At 49.0% G+C, this 21062-nt stretch carries 19 protein-coding genes; all 19 read right to left on the bottom strand.

From position 1 onward, the window contains the following. Window positions 1–154: 154 nt before the first annotated feature. Window positions 155–3718 carry an S-layer homology domain-containing protein gene (locus tag C7820_RS26170; protein ID WP_116233505.1) on the bottom strand — a complete coding sequence of 1188 codons (3564 nt, stop codon included), beginning with the start codon at window positions 3716–3718 and terminating at the stop codon, window positions 155–157. 279 nt (window positions 3719–3997) lie between these two features. After that, window positions 3998–4333 (bottom strand): flagellar protein FliT, encoded by a 336-nt coding sequence (locus C7820_RS26165; RefSeq protein WP_116233504.1) that lies wholly within the window; start codon window positions 4331–4333, stop codon window positions 3998–4000. After that, window positions 4326–4718: a flagellar export chaperone FliS gene (gene fliS, locus C7820_RS26160; RefSeq protein WP_116233503.1), complete on the bottom strand. Its 393-nt coding sequence runs from the start codon at window positions 4716–4718 to the stop codon at window positions 4326–4328. Before fliS ends, C7820_RS26165 begins: the two co-directional genes overlap by 8 nt. 23 nt (window positions 4719–4741) lie before the next feature. Continuing rightward, the gene (gene fliD / locus C7820_RS26155) at window positions 4742–6235 is read right to left on the bottom strand and encodes a flagellar filament capping protein FliD (RefSeq protein ID WP_116233502.1); all 1494 of its coding nucleotides are present in this window, start codon (window positions 6233–6235) and stop codon (window positions 4742–4744) included. 20 nt (window positions 6236–6255) lie between these two features. Beyond that, complete coding sequence (locus tag C7820_RS26150; RefSeq protein WP_116233501.1) at window positions 6256–6648, bottom strand: flagellar protein FlaG; 393 nt, start codon at window positions 6646–6648, stop codon at window positions 6256–6258. 150 nt (window positions 6649–6798) lie between these two features. Beyond that, window positions 6799–8574 carry a flagellinolysin gene (locus tag C7820_RS26145; protein WP_116233500.1) on the bottom strand — a complete coding sequence of 592 codons (1776 nt, stop codon included), beginning with the start codon at window positions 8572–8574 and terminating at the stop codon, window positions 6799–6801. Between the two features lie 74 nt (window positions 8575–8648). After that, window positions 8649–10340: a flagellin N-terminal helical domain-containing protein gene (locus C7820_RS34055; protein WP_116233499.1), complete on the bottom strand. Its 1692-nt coding sequence runs from the start codon at window positions 10338–10340 to the stop codon at window positions 8649–8651. A 153-nt stretch (window positions 10341–10493) separates the two neighbouring features. Next, on the bottom strand, window positions 10494–10733 hold the full coding sequence (gene csrA, locus C7820_RS26135; protein WP_116233498.1) for a carbon storage regulator CsrA: 240 nt from the start codon (window positions 10731–10733) through the stop codon (window positions 10494–10496). 3 nt (window positions 10734–10736) lie between these two features. Then, entirely contained in the window at window positions 10737–11186 is a 450-nt protein-coding gene (gene fliW, locus C7820_RS26130) for a flagellar assembly protein FliW (protein WP_116233497.1), read from the bottom strand. Window positions 11187–11348: 162 nt separating this feature from the next. Continuing rightward, the gene (locus tag C7820_RS26125; protein ID WP_116233496.1) at window positions 11349–11915 is read right to left on the bottom strand and encodes a DUF6470 family protein; all 567 of its coding nucleotides are present in this window, start codon (window positions 11913–11915) and stop codon (window positions 11349–11351) included. A gap of 21 nt (window positions 11916–11936) precedes the next feature. Beyond that, window positions 11937–12893: a flagellar hook-associated protein FlgL gene (gene flgL, locus C7820_RS26120; protein WP_116233495.1), complete on the bottom strand. Its 957-nt coding sequence runs from the start codon at window positions 12891–12893 to the stop codon at window positions 11937–11939. Window positions 12894–12914: 21 nt separating this feature from the next. Beyond that, window positions 12915–14474: a flagellar hook-associated protein FlgK gene (flgK, locus tag C7820_RS26115; RefSeq protein ID WP_116233494.1), complete on the bottom strand. Its 1560-nt coding sequence runs from the start codon at window positions 14472–14474 to the stop codon at window positions 12915–12917. Between the two features lie 158 nt (window positions 14475–14632). Continuing rightward, complete coding sequence (locus C7820_RS26110) at window positions 14633–15133, bottom strand: flagellar protein FlgN (RefSeq protein ID WP_116233493.1); 501 nt, start codon at window positions 15131–15133, stop codon at window positions 14633–14635. Between the two features lie 10 nt (window positions 15134–15143). Continuing rightward, window positions 15144–15428 carry a flagellar biosynthesis anti-sigma factor FlgM gene (gene flgM, locus C7820_RS26105; RefSeq protein ID WP_116233492.1) on the bottom strand — a complete coding sequence of 95 codons (285 nt, stop codon included), beginning with the start codon at window positions 15426–15428 and terminating at the stop codon, window positions 15144–15146. A gap of 178 nt (window positions 15429–15606) precedes the next feature. Then, window positions 15607–16017 carry a TIGR03826 family flagellar region protein gene (locus tag C7820_RS26100; RefSeq protein ID WP_116233491.1) on the bottom strand — a complete coding sequence of 137 codons (411 nt, stop codon included), beginning with the start codon at window positions 16015–16017 and terminating at the stop codon, window positions 15607–15609. Window positions 16018–16145: 128 nt separating this feature from the next. Next, window positions 16146–16910, bottom strand: a complete 765-nt coding sequence (locus tag C7820_RS26095) for a ComF family protein (RefSeq protein WP_116233490.1) — start codon at window positions 16908–16910, stop codon at window positions 16146–16148. Between the two features lie 285 nt (window positions 16911–17195). Continuing rightward, complete coding sequence (locus C7820_RS26090) at window positions 17196–19412, bottom strand: helicase-related protein (RefSeq protein ID WP_116233489.1); 2217 nt, start codon at window positions 19410–19412, stop codon at window positions 17196–17198. A gap of 350 nt (window positions 19413–19762) precedes the next feature. Continuing rightward, window positions 19763–20173 carry a hypothetical protein gene (locus C7820_RS26085; protein WP_089549740.1) on the bottom strand — a complete coding sequence of 137 codons (411 nt, stop codon included), beginning with the start codon at window positions 20171–20173 and terminating at the stop codon, window positions 19763–19765. Window positions 20174–20338: 165 nt separating this feature from the next. Then, window positions 20339–21061, bottom strand: a complete 723-nt coding sequence (locus C7820_RS26080; RefSeq protein ID WP_076174607.1) for a response regulator transcription factor — start codon at window positions 21059–21061, stop codon at window positions 20339–20341. Window position 21062: the final 1 nt, after the last annotated feature.

Genomic DNA, 21062 nt, shown 5'->3' with positions numbered 1-21062 from the left:
TTACTGGGAAGGAGAGGTACACGTGCCTCTCCCTTCTGCAGCATAACTAGAAAGTTTAGTTTGTTCAGAGATATCCTGTACATCACATAATATATTTATCTTTTAACCCAATAATTCCTTTAATGAAACAAAGGAAGTTTCATTTTATCATTTATTATGTTTCTGTAGTTGGTACAACCGTTACCTCTTTTTCTACCGTCTCACTAACACGACCTTCATTATCCGTTACGACGATTTGGACCACATACGTCGCCGGATCGTTCCAGTTGATATCTACATAGTCCATGTCTCCGCCTACACCATGAAGACCTTGGTTTACTAATGTCGCCAGTTTGGTTCCCGCCGCGATCTGATCCGAGTAGTCTGCGTTCCCTAATTCTCCCGAAGAATAGTTCTTATGAGTTTCTACATCCCATAGGTATCCATCCCACAGTTTGTTCTTAACTAGATCCGAATCACTGATCGTGTTATGGATCGGTACTAGGTTGCCCTCGGCATCTTTCGTAAAGTAGATAATCTTCACATCTGCTTTTGTTTTCAGATCTATCGCTTTGTCGATGCTGAAGTTTAACAGAAGTCCGTTCGAATCCACAGACAGAGCCGCATCTTGGATCACTGGTTTTTGCACGGGCGCTTCTACGGTTACCTCTTTTTCTACCATCTCACTGACACGGCCTTCATTATCCGTTACGACGATTTGAACCACATACGTTGCCGGATCGCTCCAGTTGATATCTACATAGTCCATGTCTCCATCTACTCCATGAAGACCTTGGTTTACTAATGTCGCCAGCTTGGTTCCTGCTGCGATCTGATCCGAGTAAGCTGGGTTCCCTAGGGCTCCTGAAGAATAGTTCTTATGAGTTTCTACATCCCATAGGTATCCATCCCACAGTTTGTTCTTCACCAAATCCGTATTGATTTTCGTATTGCGAATCGCCGTTAGTGTTCCATCAGCATCTTTCGTGAAGTAGCTAATTCGAACATCTGCTTTTGTTTTCAGATCGATCGCTTTGTCGATGCTGAAGTTTAACAGAAGTCCGTTCGAATCCACAGACAGAGCCGCATCTTGGATCACTGGTTTCTGCTCTGGTGCTTCAACCGTTACCTCTTTTTCTACCGTCTCACTGACACGGCCTTCATTATCCGATACGACGATTTGGACCACATACGTCGCCGGATCGTTCCAGTTGATATCTACATAGTCCATGTCTCCATCTACTCCATGAAGACCTTGGTTTACTAATGTCGCCAGTTTCGCGCCTGCCGCGATCTGATCCGAGTAGACTGGGTTGCTTATGGCTCCTGAAGAATAGTTCTTATGAGTTTCTACATCCCATAGGTATCCATCCCACAGCTTGTTCTTAACTAGATCCGATTCACTGATCGTGTTATGGATTGGTACTAGGTTGCCCTCGGCATCCTTCGTGAAGTAGCTGATCTGCACATCTGCTTTTGTTTTCAGATCGATCGCTTTGTCGATGCTAAAGTTTAGCAGCAGTCCGTTCGAATCTACGGATAGAGCCGCATCTTGGATCAATGGTTTTTGCTCTGGTGCTTCAACCGTTACCTCTTTCTCAACCGTCTCACTGACACGGCCTTCATTATCCATTACGACAATTTGGACCACATACGTCGCCGGATCGTTCCAGTTGATATCTACATAGTCCATGTCTCCACCTACACCATGAAGACCCTGGTTTACCAATGTCGCCAGCTTGGTTCCTGCCGCGATCTGATCCGAGTAGACTGGGTTGCTTATGGCTCCTGATGAATAGTTCTTATGAGTTTCTACATCCCACAAGTATCCATCCCACAGTTTGTTCTTAACTAGATCCGAATCACTGATCTTGTTATGGATCGGTACTAGGTTGCCCTCGGCATCTTTCGTAAAGTAGCTGATCTTCACATCTGCTTTTGTTTTCAGATCGATCGCTTTGTCGATACTGAAGTTTAGCAGCAGTCCTTTCGAATCGACAGACAGAGCTGCATCTTGGATCACTGGTTTTTGCACAGGCGCTTCTACCACGACCGTTCTAGTCACTTCTTTTGCTTTATTCCCTGCTGCATCGCTCACGTTGTAGTGAATCGTGTAGGTACCGGCTACTTCCGTATCAATTTTATCTACAACCTTACCGTCCTTAGAATAAGTGACTTTAGCTTTCAAGCCAGTGTCTTTGTTATCCGCAATGGTAACACCTGCATCGACATAATCCGCGCCATACGCGAGAGTTACGGTAGCTTCGCCTTTCAGGGTAATAACAGGAGCTACTGTATCCACTGGATTCGTCGTTCCCCCACCATTATTTCCTCCGCCATTCGATCCGCCGGAAGAACCGCCGCTGCTGCCCCCATTACTGGAACCACCGGAACTTCCGGAAGAAGCAGGAGTGTTCACTTGGATGGAATCTTTTTGAGAACCTTCCGTTTGGTTCGGCTTAGTTTGGAAAGTAGAACCTTTGGCGCCGTCGTTAATCGTTGCAGTTTGAATCTGGCCGGAACCGAGGAGTTTCGCAACCGCATCCAAAACAAGTTTCACGATCTTCGCTTCACTGCTCAGTTCGATCGATGTATTTCCTGCAGAACCATCAACTTGAACATTTTCGATGGAACCCTTAACCAATTGAACAGAAATGGATGCAGCAAAAACTTCAACATCATCGAATGTTCCGTTTAGCGTGACTTTTGCATTGGCCGGGAGTTCCTTGGACAATTCAACATTTGTAAAGCCCTCACCGCTGGCATGGTCTTCTTCCAATTTGGCCGACGACTTTACAACGACGCTTTGGGTAACTGTAGATCCTTCAGCAACGATACGTACGGTCCCGTCTTTCTTGTTAACAACAATATTAACTAGCACGGAATCAACGAAGTGGATCGAGTTTTCGCCGCCACCCTCAACGTTGGTGGTTCCATGAACTTTGACGTTTTTCAGGGTAGCATCTCCGCTGCCGATTCCTTCGGCAAGGGTCAGATTGCCCTGGATCTCTACATTTTGGAGTGTCACTCCTGGAGCGCTGATGACAACGTTTCCATGAATAACCTGGATTTCTTGATCCTTACCGCCGTAGGTGCCTGCCTGATCAAAGGTCACAACCTCCGATGTTTTCTTCGCAAAGGCTGCGTCAATCAGCACTACCGCTTCCGCTCTCGTTAAACTTTTCTGCGGTTCAAAAGTTTGATTCGGGTAGCCATTCATGATTTTACTTTCCAGAACTGCGGCGACACCTTGCTTGCTCCACGCAGAGATGCGGTCGGCATCCTTCAAAGTGGACAACGAATCCGTCTGTCCCGCGGTCAGTCCCACGACTTTGCCGATCATAGCCGCAGCTTCTTGCCGGGTGACATCAGCAGAAGGGTGAATCGTCTGATCTTGGTACCCTTGGACGTATCCTGCTTTAACCGCTTTGGCCACATCAGTATAGGCCCAGTTGCTGCTGGACAAATCGTTAAATTGAACTTGAGCAGATTCGGTGTATCCAAAAATACGATTGACCAACGCGATAAATTCAGCCCGAGTAATCGATTGATTGGGTCTAACTGTACCATCCTCAAAACCTTTCAAAGTCCCTTGGTTTACCCACTCCTGCAGCTGTTTTTCAGCCCAGTGACCATTGATATCTTTTACAGGTTGCGCTGCAAATGCGGGACTAACAGCCCCCAAAGTCATCCCCAAACCTAGCAATCCAGTTAACGTACCATGCAAACCTATTTTCACAAAATATCCTCCTATGGACTTATGTAATCATACATCAAAACGAAAAATATGAACTAAATCGACATTATTTTCATCCGATATTGCTTTACCCAACCTCCCTTTCCCAAAAAAACAGAAAATTTATAACAATAGAACCAGGACTTAAAGACTATCAACACTTCTTGTATCCTACCATATTTAGACAAAGAAAATCCATACTTTTGTTCCTTTTGTTTCCTGCTTATAACAAAAATAGAGCTACGATCCTATGATCATAGCTCTTAAATCATACTATATTAATTAATTTCTTCGATCCATTAAAATGCTGTCTGGTGTATATTTCGCCTCATATGCATTTCGATGAACCTTAGCATCGCTTCGATTTTTCAACCAATTCGCTGCCTCATCCTTATAAAAGTTCATTCGATACAGGATAGCTCCATCATGCTTTAAAACATTTTGTAATCGTGCACGCTGCTCCATTGTTAACTGGTCCGCTGAGGAATTATTGGTGATCCGGCTGATATACTGTCCACGCTGTTGAACAAAATCCACCAGTTCTTCATAAGAAGATATCATAATTCTCTCCATCATCTCAGACGTGAGTTCTTCAATTTCGGTAATAAGCTCATCCATTTTGCGCCTCTTGTCCTGCCAAAGCAATTTTCGCAGCTTGAGCCCATGTTTCCCGGAGATCGGTTAAATATCCTAAAGCCTCTTCGGCCGACTCACTGCTCTTTTTTATGTTTGCTTCAATAAGTAGATGGTTGGTATATTCGTAAAGCGCATAAAGGCTTTGAGATACCTCATATTTTTGATCAAGGGTCGACATTAGCTCGCTTACAATTTTTTGAGCTTTCCCAAAATTCAGATTCGTATTTTGAACATCCTGGACTTTCAAAGCTTCTAGACCAGCGCGAACAAACCGAATCGCTCCATCAAAGAGCATTAATAAGAGCTGTGAGGGGCTAGACGTTTGAACTGACGATTGACGATATTTTTCATAAGGAGAAGTAATCAAGTCATTCACCCTTTACTTGAAAATTAGGAACCACCCAAATAACTAGTTAGACTGGCCGACTGAGAGTTGTATTGGTTCATAGCAGTTTCCATGGCCGAAAATTGTTTATAATAACGGTCTTCCATATCACTTAATCGGTTCTGTAAATCTAGAATTCTTTTATTGTAATCTTTCAGCTGCTTTCCCATTACGCTTTCTTCTTTATACACACTGTTGAGATCGCCGCTATATTTCGTGGTACCTGCTTTATCTGATAAGCTGCCCATGGCATCATTCATAATATCAGACATTTTATCGAAAATTCCATCCGATGACGCACTTGCAGGGCCTTGAAATAAATCCATGACTCCTTGTGGATCTTTCTCAATTGCCTGTTTTAGCTTAGACTCATCTAAGTAGAGCTTACCACCCTCATAATATTGTCCCGTTGTAATTCCCAGGTCGCTAAGTTTGCCCATGTTCTCAGAAATAGTCATACGCATACTGCTGATTGCTGAACTCAGAATGGAATCATTCTTAAGAAGACCACTCTTGGCCTTATCTTCCCAAAGCTTTATATCATTGTCAGTCATTTCTTTCTTCTGATCATCTGAAAGAGGAGGGAAGTCTCGATATTTCTCTTCCCCAACTTTTGTATTCAGCGTGTTTATTAAATCATTGTAATCGTTAATAAAGGATTTAATGGTTTCAAGCGTCTTGGTGGCATCAGGCTGGATCTTTATCGTAGCAGGCTTGTCGTCTGCCATGCTAACTGGGTCCCTCATCGTAGTGGATAAAAGCGTAAGCTGAACACCATTGATCGTAAATATGTTACTCTCAAAAGAGAGGGGCTCATTATTAATAACTACCGATGCATTTTTACCAGGTACCGCAGACTCTCCTCCTCCAAACAGGTCCAGGAGTGTACTCGGTTTAGTAGAGTCTTCGCTTAGTGTAATTGATTGCTTATCTCCAAAATCCTTAGATAAAATGGTCAGCTTGCCCGTAATCTCATCAAAGCTTGCAGTAGCATTTGCTTTGGTATCACTGCTAATTTTATTTATGACATCAGCAATGGTTAGCGATTTATCAAACTTGAAATCTACACCATTAACATGCAGCTCATAAGCATCCGGACTTTTGGTTCCATCCACTTTTTTCTGTATGTCTGCTAAAGTCGTTTTTGTAGTAATACCGTAACCAACACCTTGAGTCCCCATGCTTGCTTGTGTAGCCAGGCTCTTAACGCTAATGTCCATAGGTACTTTGTTAGCGCTCGGCGTTGCTTCCGCTTTTACGGCATCTGTATTCCCGGACACGACAGCATTAAAACTGTTCATTGACGAGGATTGGCCATATTTCATCAATTTATTATTTCTAAAGTCGAAGAACTTACTGTTCATCTCCCGATAACTATCCCGAGTCCATTGCAAGACTTGTTTTTGCTGGTTCAATTTATCCAAGGGTGCACGCTGAGCTGTCATTAGGGATTTAACCATGCTGTCAATGTCCATTCCTGAAAATCCATTAATACGCATCTTCTATCACTCCACCCTTCTTAAACTTTTTTATCGACGAGAATGCCGGCAATTTCCATCATTTTGGCTACCAAATCCAAAGTTTTTTCTGGCGGAACCTCGCGGATTAGCTCACCAGTGTCTTTATTCAGCACCTTGACCATAATTTCTCTTGTCTTTTCGTGAATACTTATATCTAATACGGTTTCCGGACCTTGAAGCGATTTTACTGCCCGGTCTATCGTTCGGATTAGCTGCTCTTCACCGATAGAAACAGGTACACCTTGCTTTTCAAGTTGGGCCAGTCCTTTAGTGTCCTTAATAGCTGCCACACTAGAGGGAGTTGAGCCTGAACCCTCTGGCTGTGAAATATGATCTGAATGTTGACTGACTGATGATGAAGTACTCGCAGAAATCGAGAATTGTACGTTCATCTTTCCTAGATCCTCCGACAATATGATTTACATATTATATCGGTATTTTTTCAATTTACATTTAGGATTTTCCCATAAAATTATAAGGGGTAGCTGGACTTCCCCATAAAAAAACCTTAGGAGTATCTCCTAAGGTTAGATAATTTCGATTTAGCGAAGCAACTGCAGAACGCCTTGAGGCTGTTGATTGGCCTGAGCCAGCATGGCTTGGGCTGTCTGGGTTAAAAGACTAGCTCTCGTCTGCTCCATCATTTCTTTGGCCATATCTACGTCCCTGATGCGAGATTCGGCATCGGTTAAGTTGGTTTTATTGATCTCTGTAACCGATAATGCATGTTCCAATCGGTTCTGCATCGCACCAAATCGAGATCGTATACTGGATACCTGCGAGATGGCCCGGTCGAAGGATGTGATCGCTTTACCTGAGTCGGCTGCAATATCAACATTATCCAATTTTAGCACGGCCGTACTGACATTAGCTAGTTCAACACCCATCGTCTGTCCTGCATTTGCACCAAGCTGCAAGATCAATGGCTCTGGTGCAACAGTATCCTCTGCCCCAATGGTTCCTGGAAAGATGACATTCCAGTACTTCAGCGGATTCATGGCCTTATCCGGGTCAGATAAATCGTCTTGAACAACATCCTCCTGATTAACAGGAGAAGCGGGTGAGCCGACATCTTTCGAGTTTTCAAAATCGTCATACAACTGCTTTACTGTATTAAGCCCGTTTTCCTTAAAATCTGCGACAAAGTCTGCCATACTTCCCCAACGCGTACTGGCATTAGAAGATGTAATCTGAGCAAAAATGCTATCTACCGTTTGCGCTCGGGATCCGCTATCGTATAGCGCATTCAAAAAATCCTTATATCCTGTAAAAGCTCCACCCGACTCAGTAGAAATGTTATTATTCAAATATACTATTGCTGCATAGGCCGCGGCATAGTCCACGCTTCCACCGCCCCAGGCTTGTCCATCGTCGCCCAATGAATTCATCACTTCAGTAGCCGCATCATCAAAGCTCTGGCCGCCATTCACACGGTTTGCAATCTCTGCATACAACCGATCGGCCCCACCTTTAATGTATTCGGCTGATCCTTCGTTAAACCATTTGGGTACAGCTAGATCTCCGGCCGTCCCATCATCATTTAAATCCTGGTCCATATTTAACGTTCGATCAAAAACGGCATGTACCATTTCATGAGCAATAGTCCTGTCCAAATAATTAAAAGGATCGCTATTTCCATTGGGAGCAATGTATTTCGGGAAATCGGACATATCGATATGAAGCTCAACATTTTTCCCCTCATTCCCTTGTACGGATGCGCTTACAAAGGCGAGTGTCCCGCCCGGTCCATCATAGCTGTCATCGAGGAATACAGTCATATTTGAAAAATCGCCATGAAGTCCAAAGTAATCCTCAATCATCTTTTCGGAATTTTCCAAAATACCCGGTAGTGCATCTAACACCTGCTGCTTTATATCCTTTTCTTCGGTGACAGGGGTGCCCCCAACATTCAATAGCTTTATCCCGTTAAACTCTGTCCGATTAGAAATGCCGTTAATCTCGTCTTTTATCTGATCCACTTCTTTTTGAAGCTCTTCTTTATCGCTTGTGGTTAAGGTATCATTCGCTGACTGCACCGCCAACTCTCGCCCGCGCTGTAACAAGGCGTGAACCTCATTTAGGCCCCCTTCAGCCGTCTGAATCAGAGATATACCATCTTGAATATTTCTAGAGGCCTGATCTAAGCCCCTGATTTGCGACCTCATCTTCTCCGATATAGCCAGACCGGCTGCATCATCCCTGGCACGGTTAATTCTCATCCCGGAAGAGAGCTTTTCGATTGATTTATTTACCTGGTTAGTATTAAGGGCAAGCTGTCGGTGAGTATTCAGCGATGCTAAGTTATGATTAATGCGCAATGGCAATCCTCCTTCGTTGAACTAGAAAAAAAGCCAAAGGTATAAAATACCTAAGGCTTTTATTCAAATCAAAATTAACGGAGCAATTGCAGAACGCCTTGTGGCTGTTGATTCGCTTGAGCCAACATCGCTTGAGCAGCTTGTGCCAAGATGTTGTTCTTCGTTTGTTCCATCATTTCCTTAGCCATATCCACGTCACGAATACGGGATTCAGCTGCTGTCAGGTTCTCGGAAGAAGTTCCTAAGTTGTTGATGGTGTGCTCAAGACGGTTTTGTACCGCACCCAGTTTAGCACGTTCGCTGGAAACTTTGGAAGTAGCGGCATCAAGAACAGTAATTGCATTTGCTGCATTTTTAGCATTCGTAACATCAAGTGCTTTCTCTACGTTGGTGTTGTTTGTTCCATCTGTTACATTAGCTGCGGAAGAGAATCCATCACCAGTACCAGTGATTCCCAAAGCTGCAGCGCGCATATCATTAACGCCAAGGCTCAAGGATTGGTTTTGGTTAGCACCGATTTGGAACGTAGCGGACTTGTCTTCAGTTACTTCGCCTACGTTGGTTGTAGTTTTTGTGTCCTTAGTATCTAACTTAATAGTTGCATCGAAGGTACCAGTTGCCCCTGTACCTAATGTAAAATCAAACTTAATTCCGTTAGCATCGTAATTAAGTGTCTCGCCGGCTGCAAGAGAGAATGCAGTGCTGCTTACTTTAGAACCGTCTGCCTTCTGAAGTTCTACCGTTGCATTAGTACCATTCCATTTAATAGAAACCTGCGATGCACCATCAAGAAGTTGATCACTATCACCATCAACCTTAAAGTTACTGATTGTAGAATCAGCTGTTCCCGTTTGAGTTGCAATAGCTTGTGTACCAGAGTTGGTGCTAATTGCTCCACCAGTCAGATTACCAGAAGCAGCCTTAGCAGCTTGATCCAGGTCTACTGTTACAGAATCACCAGTTTTCCAAGCATCCGCTTGTTCTTTTGTAAAGGAAAATTTAATTCCGTGATTGTCATATGTGTAGACATTCTTGCTCGAGTCAAATGCAACTGCATCAGCGTCAACTGTTAAAGTTTTAGCACTACCATCTGTAGCTTTAATGTCAACTGTGAAACCAGCAGCAGTTTTGCTAATTTTCAATTGCTGGGCATTATCACTTGTACCATCATCAACGCTCGACCAGTCAAACCCATTGTCAGCGGTACCAGTGAAGGTAATGTCAAACTTTTGTTTATCAGTGCCAGACCAGGTAACTGGATCGTCACCTACAGCAATTTCTTGAGTAATCGCTTTTGTAACTGTTGTTGTTGTCGGAGTACCTGCAGTAACCACTTTCTTGTCGGACAGGTCACCGTTCAACAGTTTCTTCGTATTGAACTCAGTTGTGTTACCGATACGGTTGATCTCGGAAGTCAACTGGTTCATTTCTTTTTGCAGTTCTTCACGGTCTTGAGTTGTGTTCGTATCGTTCGCAGATTGAACAGCAAGCTCACGCATACGCTGCAAAATGGAATGAGTTTCGTTCAATGCGCCTTCAGCTGTTTGGATCAAGGAAATGCCGTCTTGGGCGTTACGAGTAGCTTGGTCCAAGCCGCGGATTTGGCCGCGCATTTTTTCGGAGATTGCCAGACCAGCAGCGTCATCACCAGCACGGTTGATGCGAAGACCGGAAGACAGTTTCTCGATATTTTTGTTTGTGTTTGTTGTGTTGATAGACAGTTGGCGGTGAGTGTTCAGCGCCGCAATATTGTGGTTGATAATCATGAGTAAATGCACCATCCTTGAAATAAATTAGTTCCACGTCCATGTGGTAACGCTACCTCATTAAAGGTCGGCCGCCCTGCCGAAGCAGCGTCTAATTTATATATCGACACAGCCCAATCAACACTTTAGAGTTTTTTTGATATTTTTTGGATTCTATTTCTTGTTGTGATCTCTCATCCGCTGCATGAGCACCTCCAGATTGGCAGGTGCCGGAGCGGCGGATTCCCGGTTACTCTCTTTGATAGAAAGGTAAACTTCCTTGCGGAATATGTCGATATGGGGTGGCGCGGAGATCCCGACTTTTACCGTATCCCCTTCCACGCTTAGAATGGTCAGCTCGATCTGATCCTGGATGACGATCGATTCGCCTTTCTTCCGAGATAATACCAGCATTGCTTATTCACCCGCCTTTTCTGACGACGACATGACCGGATCCGACCACAGGAGATGCTTTGTCTGATATTTGGAATTATGCAAGACGACCTGTTTGCCCAACCGATGATCCGGATTAAGGATAACAGGGGCCAACAAGTTCATCGTGGATTGTTCCACTTTCTCTTTTAGTGAAATGATGCAGCGCACGAAGACGTTCTGCTCAATTTTGAGCTCTTCTTTGTCCGCGGCAGGCAGCTCAAACTCATACTCCGGATAATAGACAAAAGGATCACCGAGCAGAAAAGCCAGCTCCTTCTCCTTCGTTGACTGTAAATAATCGAAAGGGCTGTCTTCCAGCGTAATCAACGCAAATTCCGTCTCTTCCTCAAATCCGGGCATTCCCTTGGGGAATCCATAAACCTTTTCATCTGATACTTCCAACTCTCCCCACGAAGATGTTTGTATAATCACGATGCTCACTCCTTTGTTCATTTATCAATATTAGTTATCAATCTATATAAACAAAAAAGAAACTATAGAAGGCAGTCAGGCCCATCTATAGTCTTTCGTCTGCGTAGTTTCATAACTTCATGACTTAATAAGTTCATCACTTATAATCTCTTACCTTCCCAATCAGCGCTGGGTATCAATCGCCGACGGGATATACTGCACGGACGCGTACTGCTTCATATAAATGTCCAGCTTGCCGCGGGTATATTCGATCTCCGGCCGATTCACCTGCACCTGAATATCCGTATGCGCCTTCCGGAACTCGATATCCGGCGGACGCGTGTCGATCTGAATGTCGACGTTATCGATGGAAGCTGGCGTGCGCGTCTCCGGAAAAGGAACCGGCTGCCAGTCCTCGCCATAAATATTCGCGATCGTGTTGCTGGCAATATGAATGGCCGCGGCACGGTTGCCTTCCTCGACCCTTCGAGCAATCCCCTGCAGGTACAGCTCCTGAAAGCCGGAATAGATCCGGCTGTTCATATCGATAAAGTTGCCGCCGGTGAAGGCCGAAAATGCCTTGGACTGATCCACATGAAGCTCCGGCTTGTACTGGTGAATTTCCAGCTCCGACGGCGTAGTGTTCATGGTCACGTCAGCCTTAGGCTGGCGGATGGAATACTGGCCCAGGTCGGCATCGATCCCAATCTGGGCCCGGGTCTGGCGGATTTGCAGAATAGGCTGTACCATACCTTCCTCCTACAAACGATACTATCTCAGAAAATCAACCAGGGATGGTTGAATGATTTTGGAGCCGGCAGACAGCGAGGCGTTATAAATGTTCTCCTGGATTTTGGAGTTCATGATCAGCTCCGCATAGTCGGCGTCTTCGGTTTTAGCCTGAAGATCCGTCAGGTTGATGTTGAGATCGGACAACCGGTCCTGCATCAGCTCGATCCGGTTCGTTTTGGCACCAAGCTCCGCGCGGGACGTGAGCATTTTCTCGGTGCGGCTGTCGATCAGTTCGAGCTGGGAGGACAGGCCGGCAAAGTTCCCATCGTCGAGATTTTTGGTGATATTTTCGATAATGGTGAAAATGTTATCCGGATCGTTCCCGTTCCCGAACACGTCTGTACCGGTCATGTTGATTGGGAGCTTCACGCTTTCGCCAACGCTGAAATTGATGAGACCCTTATCCGTAACGATATCGGCAATCCCCATACCATTGGAGGACCCGTCCGCGTTCAAGCCGGTCGTGTTGGAGGTACCGTCATCGTTTTTCGGAAAATCGTACGGCTTCTTGTCATACGCTTCCCCGTTAAAAACATATTTCCCGTTCAGCTTGCTGTTTGCAATATCAATCAGCTGTTCCTTCAGCTGGGACACTTCCTGCTTGATACTATCCAGGGCAGACTGCGGATTCGTGCCGTTCGCCGCTTTGGTTGTCAGCTCGCGCAGACGCTGCACGACATCTCCAGCTTCGCTGAGCACTGTATCATTAAAATCCAGCCAGGACAGCGCACTGTCCACGTTGGATGTGTATTGGTCATTGGAAGCCAGCTCCGAACGGTAGCGCAGCGAGTAAGTAATGCCCACGGGATCGTCCGAAGGACGATTCAGCTTGCGGCCGGTGGCCAGCTGGTTCTGCGTGTTGTTCATCTCGCGCGCGTTGCGGTTCAAGTTCAGGAGCAGCTGGGAGTTCATCATATTGGAAGTCACTCTAAGCATTTCGTTAACCCACCTTTACCGTTATCTTCCTACAGTTCCTGTAGAGTTGATCAGTTTATCCAGCAGCTGGTCGAACGTGGTCATAAAACGCGCGGACGCGCCGTACGCATGCTGGAACTTGATCAGGTTCGCCATCTCCTCGTCGAGAGAAACGCCGCTGACCGACTGGCGCTGGCTCTCGACCTGCTGTACCAGAATGTCCGAGTTTTGCGTCTGCCGGCTCGCTTCCTGGGCTTGTACCCCCAGCTGTCCCACCATCGAGCTGTAATAGCCGTCGATCGTCGTGGAGCGGGTGCCGTCCGGCGAAGTAAAGTTGGTCTGCTTCATATTAGCCATGAGCAGGGCCAGCGTATTGCTTCCTTTGACAACCTTCTCGTCCGTTCCCGAACCTTCAGTTCGCATTGAGGTAGCAATCAAGGTGGGATCTTCCGCAATCTTCGTGTTCAGGCGGATATTTCCCGCCGTAATCGGACCACCGTCGCTAGATTCAAAGAAAGGCAGACCGCCCGTGGTGGTCCCATCCATCGTATATCCCAGCTGGTGCAGGCCGTTCAGGCCTTTGACGTTTACGACCGTATCCTGATCAACAACGCGCCCGGTAATGCCCGGGATGGTGACGCCGGCCGGCAGTACGCTGCCTTTAGGAATCGTGATCTGGATATCGCCGTTCGCCAAGGTGTTGGCCAAGTCATTGAGCTGCTTCTGGTAATCCTTCACGTAGCCTTCGCGGGACGCAATGATGCCGTAAACCTCTCCGCCCTGCAAATTTCCTGACGCGTAGGCTGCTTCAAGAAAAGCACCGCGGTCATCCGGACCCGTACCATCCACATCCGCACTCACGGCAAACCCTTCGACGAGGGCTTGTCCGCCCACCGAAATATTATATCCCTGGTCGGTGTCCTGGACCGTGATGTTAATGATTTTGGACAGCTTGTCCGTCAGCAGGTCGCGTTGGTCTCTAAGGTCATTGGCGTTGTCCCCGAGCCCCTCAATCCGCGTGATTGACTGGTTCAGGTCCGCGATGGAGTTCAGGTAGTTTTGAACCTCGCTGGCTTTGACGCCGACGTTGGCGGTCAAATCCTGGCTCATTTTATCCAATTGGCCGCTCATATAGTTCATTGCATCCGTCAGGGCCGTTGCATTTTCCTTCACGACTTTGCGCGCCGCGGCGCTTTCCGGATCTTTGCTCAGGTTGGACCAGGAGTTCCAGAAGTTGCCGAGCACCTTGCTGATGCCCGTGTCCGACGGCTCGTTAAAAATACCCTGCAGCTTGTCCAAGGTGTCCGATTTGATCGTCCAGCTGCCGTTGGCGTTGCTTTCGCTGCGGAACTGCGTATCGAGAAAGCTCTCGCGGATCCGTTCAACCGACTGGTATTCAACCCCCGTGCCCAGCTGTCCAGGCGCAGTGGAGCGGTTCATGCCGTAAGCCTCAATCGGACGGGATGCCTGCATTTTTACGGTTTGCCGGCTGAAGCCTTCCGTATTGGCGTTGGCGATGTTATGGCCGGTCGTACCCAGTGCAGCGGTCTGCGTAAACAGACTTCGCTTCGCCGTCTCGATGGAATGAAATGTGGATGTCATGCAACAAAATCCTCCTTCACGTTCGGGGGAGAGCCGGGCTCACCCATGTCTCAATTGCCCCACGTTGTGGGTCTCTGCTTCGTCGTTGGTTCATGTGAAAATCTGCGGGGAGCCCCGACACTCGTAATGCTCGTAAGAAAAATACTTTAAAGGAACAACTAAGCCCTTGAATCGAAAAGGCCGCTCCGGGCCATGTTCCCGCTCCGATCCGCCGGATGGTGGTAGGTGACATCCTGATTCGGTCGGCCGACCAGAATATCCAGGGACAAATCTATAAACGAAAGCGACTGCTCGATCAGCTTCTGGTTCAGCTCGTTCGCCCTTTTCAGCTTCTGCAGGGTCTCCGACAGCTTCTCCTGAATGGCAAGCAGCCGCTTCTTCTCTTCCACGTCAAAAACAAGCCGCGACAGTTCCGTCAGATTCAGGTTCAATTCCGACTTGATGCCGCGTTCGCGTAAATACTGCTGAGCGGAGGCCGCGCGCTTCTGTTCGAGAATTTCGATCTGCTTCACCAGCTTGGCTTCCTGGTTCATGATCTTGATGAGAGACTCTACTTCGTTGGCAATGATGACTTTCTTCTTCTCTGCAGCCAAGTCCAGCATATGGTGATGAACCGTGTCCAGCTGCTCCAGCAGGTCGATTAAAGTATGAACAGACATATGGGGTCACCTAATTCCTTGGGAACTCTTTAAAATAGGGCATCAGCTTATCGGCCAGTTTACCTGCATCTACTTGGTAGGTGCCGGATGCGATTCTCTGCTTCAGATCCTCGAGCTTCTTCACTCTCTCCGGGTCATTGGCACGGCTCTGGGCCTCAAGCATTTCAATCGCCTCCGAGGAAATGGAAACTTGGTCCTTCTTGCGTGCAGGCTTTTGCGCTTCCTGCCGCTGCGTCTCCATATTCCGTTGATAAGGGTTAACTCCACCAATTCTGCCGGTATCATTAATTTTCATATCTTCCACCTTCTTTCACAATATGCGGGCTGCTCCGCCGGGTACTCACCCGGCCTCCCAAGCCGACACGTCAGCCCGTTCGCATGCAAAATGCAAACAACCGATAATCTTTACTAAGTTTATCGGTCGTCACTGAAACATTATTAATAGCTGCTGCCGTTTTTAGTGCGGCAGTCGGTTATTTGTGGAATTTATCCACGACACGGTAGGCACCTTCACCCGGTTTTCTAGGACCTGAATCCTGATCTTGGCCTGCTTGTGCAGCCTGGCTGAGCTCTCGGGTCAGACGGGTGCGGCAAGAGTCGCACATATGCCCCTCACGAATCAGTGTACCGCAAACCTCGCACGGATACATCAAGTTCGGTGCATTCACGACCGAGATCCGGCCCTCACGGACAAAACTCGTAATCTGCTTGACGGAAACACCCGTGGCTTCCGACAGCTCCTGTATATTGGCACCCTTCTGCTCCCGCAGATAATCCACGCAAATCTCATATTCGCGTTCGATCTCCTTGATGCAGTTCGGGCAAATGTCTCTGAAATTGGCAGCAAACAATCTGCCGCAGCGTGGGCAATTCGCAAGTTCCACAATAACTCTCCCCTTATCGAATACCAAATCAAGCCATGATGACATGGTTCTAGATTACCTTATTCCGGCTCCCCTCGTCCATCTTAATTTACGAATTTCGGTAAATCTTGACAAGGTTTTTGTCGTTATTACGACCTGGCCCATGTCAGGCTATACACTTCAGAGGCAAGCCCCAATCCCTGGTGCAAAGTATCACGCAGCACCTCTGCACACGCATTGATCGTGCTTCCCGTCGTATAAATGTCGTCTATTAAAAGAATTTGCATGGGCAGAGGGGCATCCTGAGCCGTTATAGCATGTCCATGGCTTTCATGACGAGTCATCTCGCTATTACTATGACTTATATTAGTTGGTATCCCATATGTACGTATATACAACGATAAGGCAGCTTCTAATCCCTCCTCATGAACAGAAAACACATTCTTCATCGAATCGATCCGCTCCTGACGGGATTTATAGCTCTGCTTGGCGGTGTGCTCCCTGCGGACCAAAAGCGGTATGACGGGAATCCGATGCTTGCTTCCAAGCCCTCTCGCCAACACCTCCGCCTGATTAAATCCCCGCTCCTTCAACCGGACGTTGCTTACGGGGACATAAGTAATCAAGTCCGGCTTCCATAAAGCCTGTTGCGATGATTCTCTTAATTTATGGAAAAGGGGCACCTCTGGCAAAACGAAATCGACCCTTGAAATAACCTTGGAAATAACCGCTGAAAAGAACCCAATAGAGGCATCCGATTGAATACGCTGATTTGGGGTATCAGAGTTAAGGTCAAGCATAAACATGCCGAGCTCCTCCTGCATCTGCACAAAAGCTTGATTCAGCATATGGACAATCAGATCCGCGTATTTCTCATGCCCGCGATACTTATATTGGGCCAGCCACTCCCTCATTCCCCCGTTATACTGGACGGCACTCCGGTTACAGACAAAAGATCGGTGTCTCATCTCTTCCCTCAGACAGTCCGGACAGCCGATGGCACGGCCGCAACAGAGGCAGCGGGGTTTGTGAATCCAGGGGATCGCCTCCGCACAGGATCGGCAAATGCCCGGCCATTCGCGGACAAGACGGCTAACGCTGCCGCAGGTCAGGCACGTTTCGCCGGGTGGAGACAGCAAATACTGCATCATCTGTAACAATGAACTACTGGACTTCAACTTATCATCCCTCCTATCGGCTTATGACTTAGAAGGCTGCTCCTTTAAATATCCGTGCTTGCCGGCAATCCGGTTCATCGCCTTGATCTGGTTTACGGCCAGCTTTTGGGACAATGTCCACTGGGATGAAGCAAAAATGACCCTTCCTGCCGGATCTTCCGAAGACCGCCCGGCCCGGCCAGCCATTTGGACGAGCGACGCCTCGTCGAACAGGCTGCTGTCTGCGTCCAGAATATATACGTCGCTGCGTGGAACGGTGACACCCCTCTCCAGAATGGTCGTCGTGACGAGCAGGCGGATGTCCTTCTTCCGGAAGGCCATGACTTTCTCACCCCGCCCAGAGTCTTCCGAGGATGTCCCTTCCACCGCAATATCTTTGAACCGGCGGCGTAAAATCTCGACGAGCGGTCCGATATGACGTATCCGGGAAACGAACAAAAAGATCTGCGCTCCCCGGTCGATCGACCGGCGAAGCTCCGCGGCAAGCGGCCCTAGCAGCTTCGGCTGCCGCAGGCAGGTTTCCACGCTGCGCATTGGGATCCTCCTGGGCACGGGCAGCGGGTGGCCGTGGTACCGGACGGGTACCTTGGCATGCGGCAGCGTGCCCCGGGACACCTCGCGCTGCAGCGGACGCGGCGGCGTCGCCGACAGGTACACAAATTTCCCGTCCGGCTTGCAGGCATGCTGCGCCGCATAGGCCAGCATAGGGTCGTTATGATAGGGAAATGCGTCGAGCTCATCGATCACCACCAGGTCGAATGCGTGATAGAAACGCATCAGCTGGTGGGTGGTTGCGAGCGTCAGGGCGCCGCTTACCCAGCGCTCGGCGCTGCCGCCGTACAGGGTGACGATCCGGACACCGCTGAACGCTTTGGCCAGGCGTGGGGCGAGCTCGAGCACCACGTCCCGGCGCGGCGTGGCCACAAGCACGCGCCCGCCCACCGCCAGCACGGAGTCCAGCAGCGGAAAGATCATTTCGGTTTTGCCCGCGCCCGTCACGGCCCACAGGAGGAAGCGGGAGGGCGCGGTGCTGGTGCCGCTTCTCCGCGCGGCACCCCATCTCGGCCGCATCCAGCCGGTGCGGCCGCCTGCCGCGGAGCCCCCTTCGGGCGGCTCCGCCAGGAACCCCAGCGCGGCCCAGGCAGCATCGCCTTGGGCTGCGCTCAATCCCCACCGCCCCGCGACGGCGGCGGTGGATTCCCCGGCCGTGCCCCGCACGGCCGGATCCGCTGCTGTGCGAAGCAGCAGCGAGCAGGCGCGGCTGCGCCCAAGCGCGAGGCATGCCTCGCAGTAGGCGCAGGCCGCGAGGCCGCACGCAGCGCATGCCGTGCGGCCCGTGGCTTCGCTGCCGCACCGGCGGCAGCGGGGGGCCTGGCCGCGGCCGGCGCGAAGCGCGCCGCGGGGCCCTTTGCGTGGGCTAGCGGCAGCCACGCCCGCGTCGAGCGCCAGCTGGCCCTGAAGGTAGGCCAGCTGCGCAGCACTGTGCCAGGCGCCGGCAAGCCCCGGCGCCCGGTCGCTCAGCAGCGAGTCGACCTCCGCTGCGAGCAGCGACCTGCCGCGCAGCCTGTCCACCAGCTGCGCGGCATGCTCCGCAAGCACCCTGAGCACAACCGGATCCCTTACGTCTCCTGCCCACTGCCCTTCCTCCGGCTGACGCATCAGCCCCTGCCATACGGCAGGAGATAGCGGCTCGCCGAGCTCCCAGCTCCACATTCCTGAACAGCCATCCCCGACTTTTCTGTCATTGCCTTTTGTGTTGATTCCATCCCGCGCTGACCCGTCATACCCCTTGACCTTGAGTCCATCCTGAACAGCACCGCCATGGTCCTTGGATTCGAAACTATTCCAAACTCCCATTCCCTGATCCTCCATGCCCTTTAAACGGCCCCTTGTTACAGGATCATGTCTTTTCCCGGCAGTAGCCAACCACCCATTCTTTCCCGACCGAGACCTATCAAAGCCAATCTGTTCCCGCTCCCTCTCCTCCCTTAACTCCGCCTCCAACCACCCCTTCCACTGCTGCATCTTCCAGTGCACCATCTCCGGCCCGCCCACAAAATCCTTAGCCGCCTTGCAAGCCCAGCCTAGAGGCATATCCCCTGACAGCAAAACCATCGTTCCATCCATCCCGGTATTCCTGCTCACATACTCCCACCATACGATATCAATACGCAGGTCCAGCGAAATTTTCATCCTCCACCGTTGCCCTTGCCGGATGGCATATACGGCGATACGCATGCGCCCGCCTCCTTTCTCCCTTCCCGTTTCGGTGAAACGTAAAAGCCGAATATCCTGTCCTCTTACGGAAAACCTCAATCTCTTCAAGAATCTTTTCAGCACGAGTGATATGTAAATCTACATAGAACGAACTAAAAAAAATGAAAAGAAATGAATGTTATAGACCTCTATTGGGCCGTTATAACAAGAAGTCCAATACAACATCTATACAAGTCCTTAGAATTCACAAACCACCGCCGATCCTCCGCCCAACGCAAAAAAGCACACCCCCGGCTTGTAGCCTTTGGAGTGTGCTTCACTCTGTATTCTGCATTATGCCGCCTCCCGGCATGAACGCAGTTCCCTGCGTATTAGACATAGGGGATGCGCTCCGCTTCATGCGGCTTTCTCAAATCAATCATTTCGGAAATCATGCCGTCAGCCAGTACCAAGGTTCCTTCGATGTCTCCGTTCTCCACGGAGGACTGCATCGGGACGACGGATAATTCCATACCCGCGGTTCCGTGCATTCGGTGGACAATCTCCACGGTCTGATCCGTGGAAGCTGCATCCATCACCGTTAGACGAAGCTTCTTGCCTGAAATGAACGAATACCACCCGAATGCCCGGATGTACCATTCGATCTGTCCTTCATGGTTGGACGTCACCAGCGTATAGTGAACCCAGGGTGAACTTTTGCGCTTCTGCCAAGCATGAAATAAGTGAACCGCCGCAGCCGCCAGCACGTATACCGCCGTGATCCACAAAAGCGGAATCATCATGCAGACTCACCTCCTGTATACCCACACTATATGCGGGTACAAACCGGACGGTGAATGATAAAGGCCGGATCGCCCACACCTCTGACGAAAGGGGCATGAGCGAACGTACAGTGGAATTTTTCACAAACTTTGGCAAAGGCAAGCAGCTATCCCAAAATTATGGTATTAGAGCGTTACCCAACCGTATTTAATCGAGTTGATAACTGCTTGCGTACGGTCGTCGACTTCCATCTTCTGCAGGATGCTGCTGACATGGTTCTTGACCGTCTTCTCGCTAATGAATAAAAACTCTCCGATCATCTTGTTGCTCTTGCCTTCCGCCATCAGGCGCAGCACTTCAGCTTCCCGCCGGGTCAGCGGATTGTTCTCGCCGGCCACGAACTTGACGCCTGCTTCGCGGACGCCGCTCTCAGTCATGGCACCCGTTTCGTTCAGGAAGGTCATGCGCCGCAGCTGCTGAATCAGCTTGCCGGTCACTTTAGGATGAATAAATGCATAGCCTTCCTGAACCGAACGGATCGCATTGATCAGCGACTCGGCTTCCATATCCTTGAGCAGGTATCCGTTCGCGCCCTTGCGGAGCGTCTCGAATACGTAACTCTCATCATCATGAATGGATAGAATAATGACCTTTACATCCGGAAACAGCTCGCGGAGCTTCTCCGTGGCCTCCACACCATTTTCCACAGGCATATTAATATCCATCAGGACAATGTCGGGTTTGATATCGTTGCAAAATTCGAGCACCTGAATACCATCGCCGCATTCCCCGATGACCTCAATGTCTTCCTCCATGTTCAAAATACGCTTCAGACCCTCGCGAAACAATTGATGATCGTCAGCCAGGAGGACCTTAATGGTTGTTTTGCCGGAATCTCTCGTTTCCATC

This window comes from Paenibacillus sp. VMFN-D1 (genome assembly GCF_003386155.1).
Lineage (GTDB): Bacteria > Bacillota > Bacilli > Paenibacillales > Paenibacillaceae > Paenibacillus_AQ > Paenibacillus_AQ favisporus.
The sequence above is the reverse complement of the archived record's forward strand: the minus strand, read 5'-3'. Positions and strand labels throughout refer to the sequence as shown.

Coding starts and splice junctions, on each gene's coding strand:
- C7820_RS26165 (WP_116233504.1), bottom strand. CDS start 4,333: ATGGATGAGCTTATTACCGAAATTGAAGAACTCACGTCTGAGATGATG.
- fliD (WP_116233502.1), bottom strand. CDS start 6,235: ATGCGTATTAATGGATTTTCAGGAATGGACATTGACAGCATGGTTAAA.
- C7820_RS26150 (WP_116233501.1), bottom strand. CDS start 6,648: ATGAACGTACAATTCTCGATTTCTGCGAGTACTTCATCATCAGTCAGT.
- C7820_RS34055 (WP_116233499.1), bottom strand. CDS start 10,340: ATGATTATCAACCACAATATTGCGGCGCTGAACACTCACCGCCAACTG.
- csrA (WP_116233498.1), bottom strand. CDS start 10,733: ATGCTGGTATTATCTCGGAAGAAAGGCGAATCGATCGTCATCCAGGAT.
- C7820_RS26125 (WP_116233496.1), bottom strand. CDS start 11,915: ATGGTACAGCCTATTCTGCAAATCCGCCAGACCCGGGCCCAGATTGGG.
- flgL (WP_116233495.1), bottom strand. CDS start 12,893: ATGCTTAGAGTGACTTCCAATATGATGAACTCCCAGCTGCTCCTGAAC.
- flgK (WP_116233494.1), bottom strand. CDS start 14,474: ATGACATCCACATTTCATTCCATCGAGACGGCGAAGCGAAGTCTGTTT.
- C7820_RS26110 (WP_116233493.1), bottom strand. CDS start 15,133: ATGTCTGTTCATACTTTAATCGACCTGCTGGAGCAGCTGGACACGGTT.
- flgM (WP_116233492.1), bottom strand. CDS start 15,428: ATGAAAATTAATGATACCGGCAGAATTGGTGGAGTTAACCCTTATCAA.
- C7820_RS26095 (WP_116233490.1), bottom strand. CDS start 16,910: ATGAGGGAGTGGCTGGCCCAATATAAGTATCGCGGGCATGAGAAATAC.
- C7820_RS26090 (WP_116233489.1), bottom strand. CDS start 19,412: ATGCGTATCGCCGTATATGCCATCCGGCAAGGGCAACGGTGGAGGATG.
- C7820_RS26085 (WP_089549740.1), bottom strand. CDS start 20,173: ATGATGATTCCGCTTTTGTGGATCACGGCGGTATACGTGCTGGCGGCT.
- C7820_RS26080 (WP_076174607.1), bottom strand. CDS start 21,061: ATGGAAACGAGAGATTCCGGCAAAACAACCATTAAGGTCCTCCTGGCT.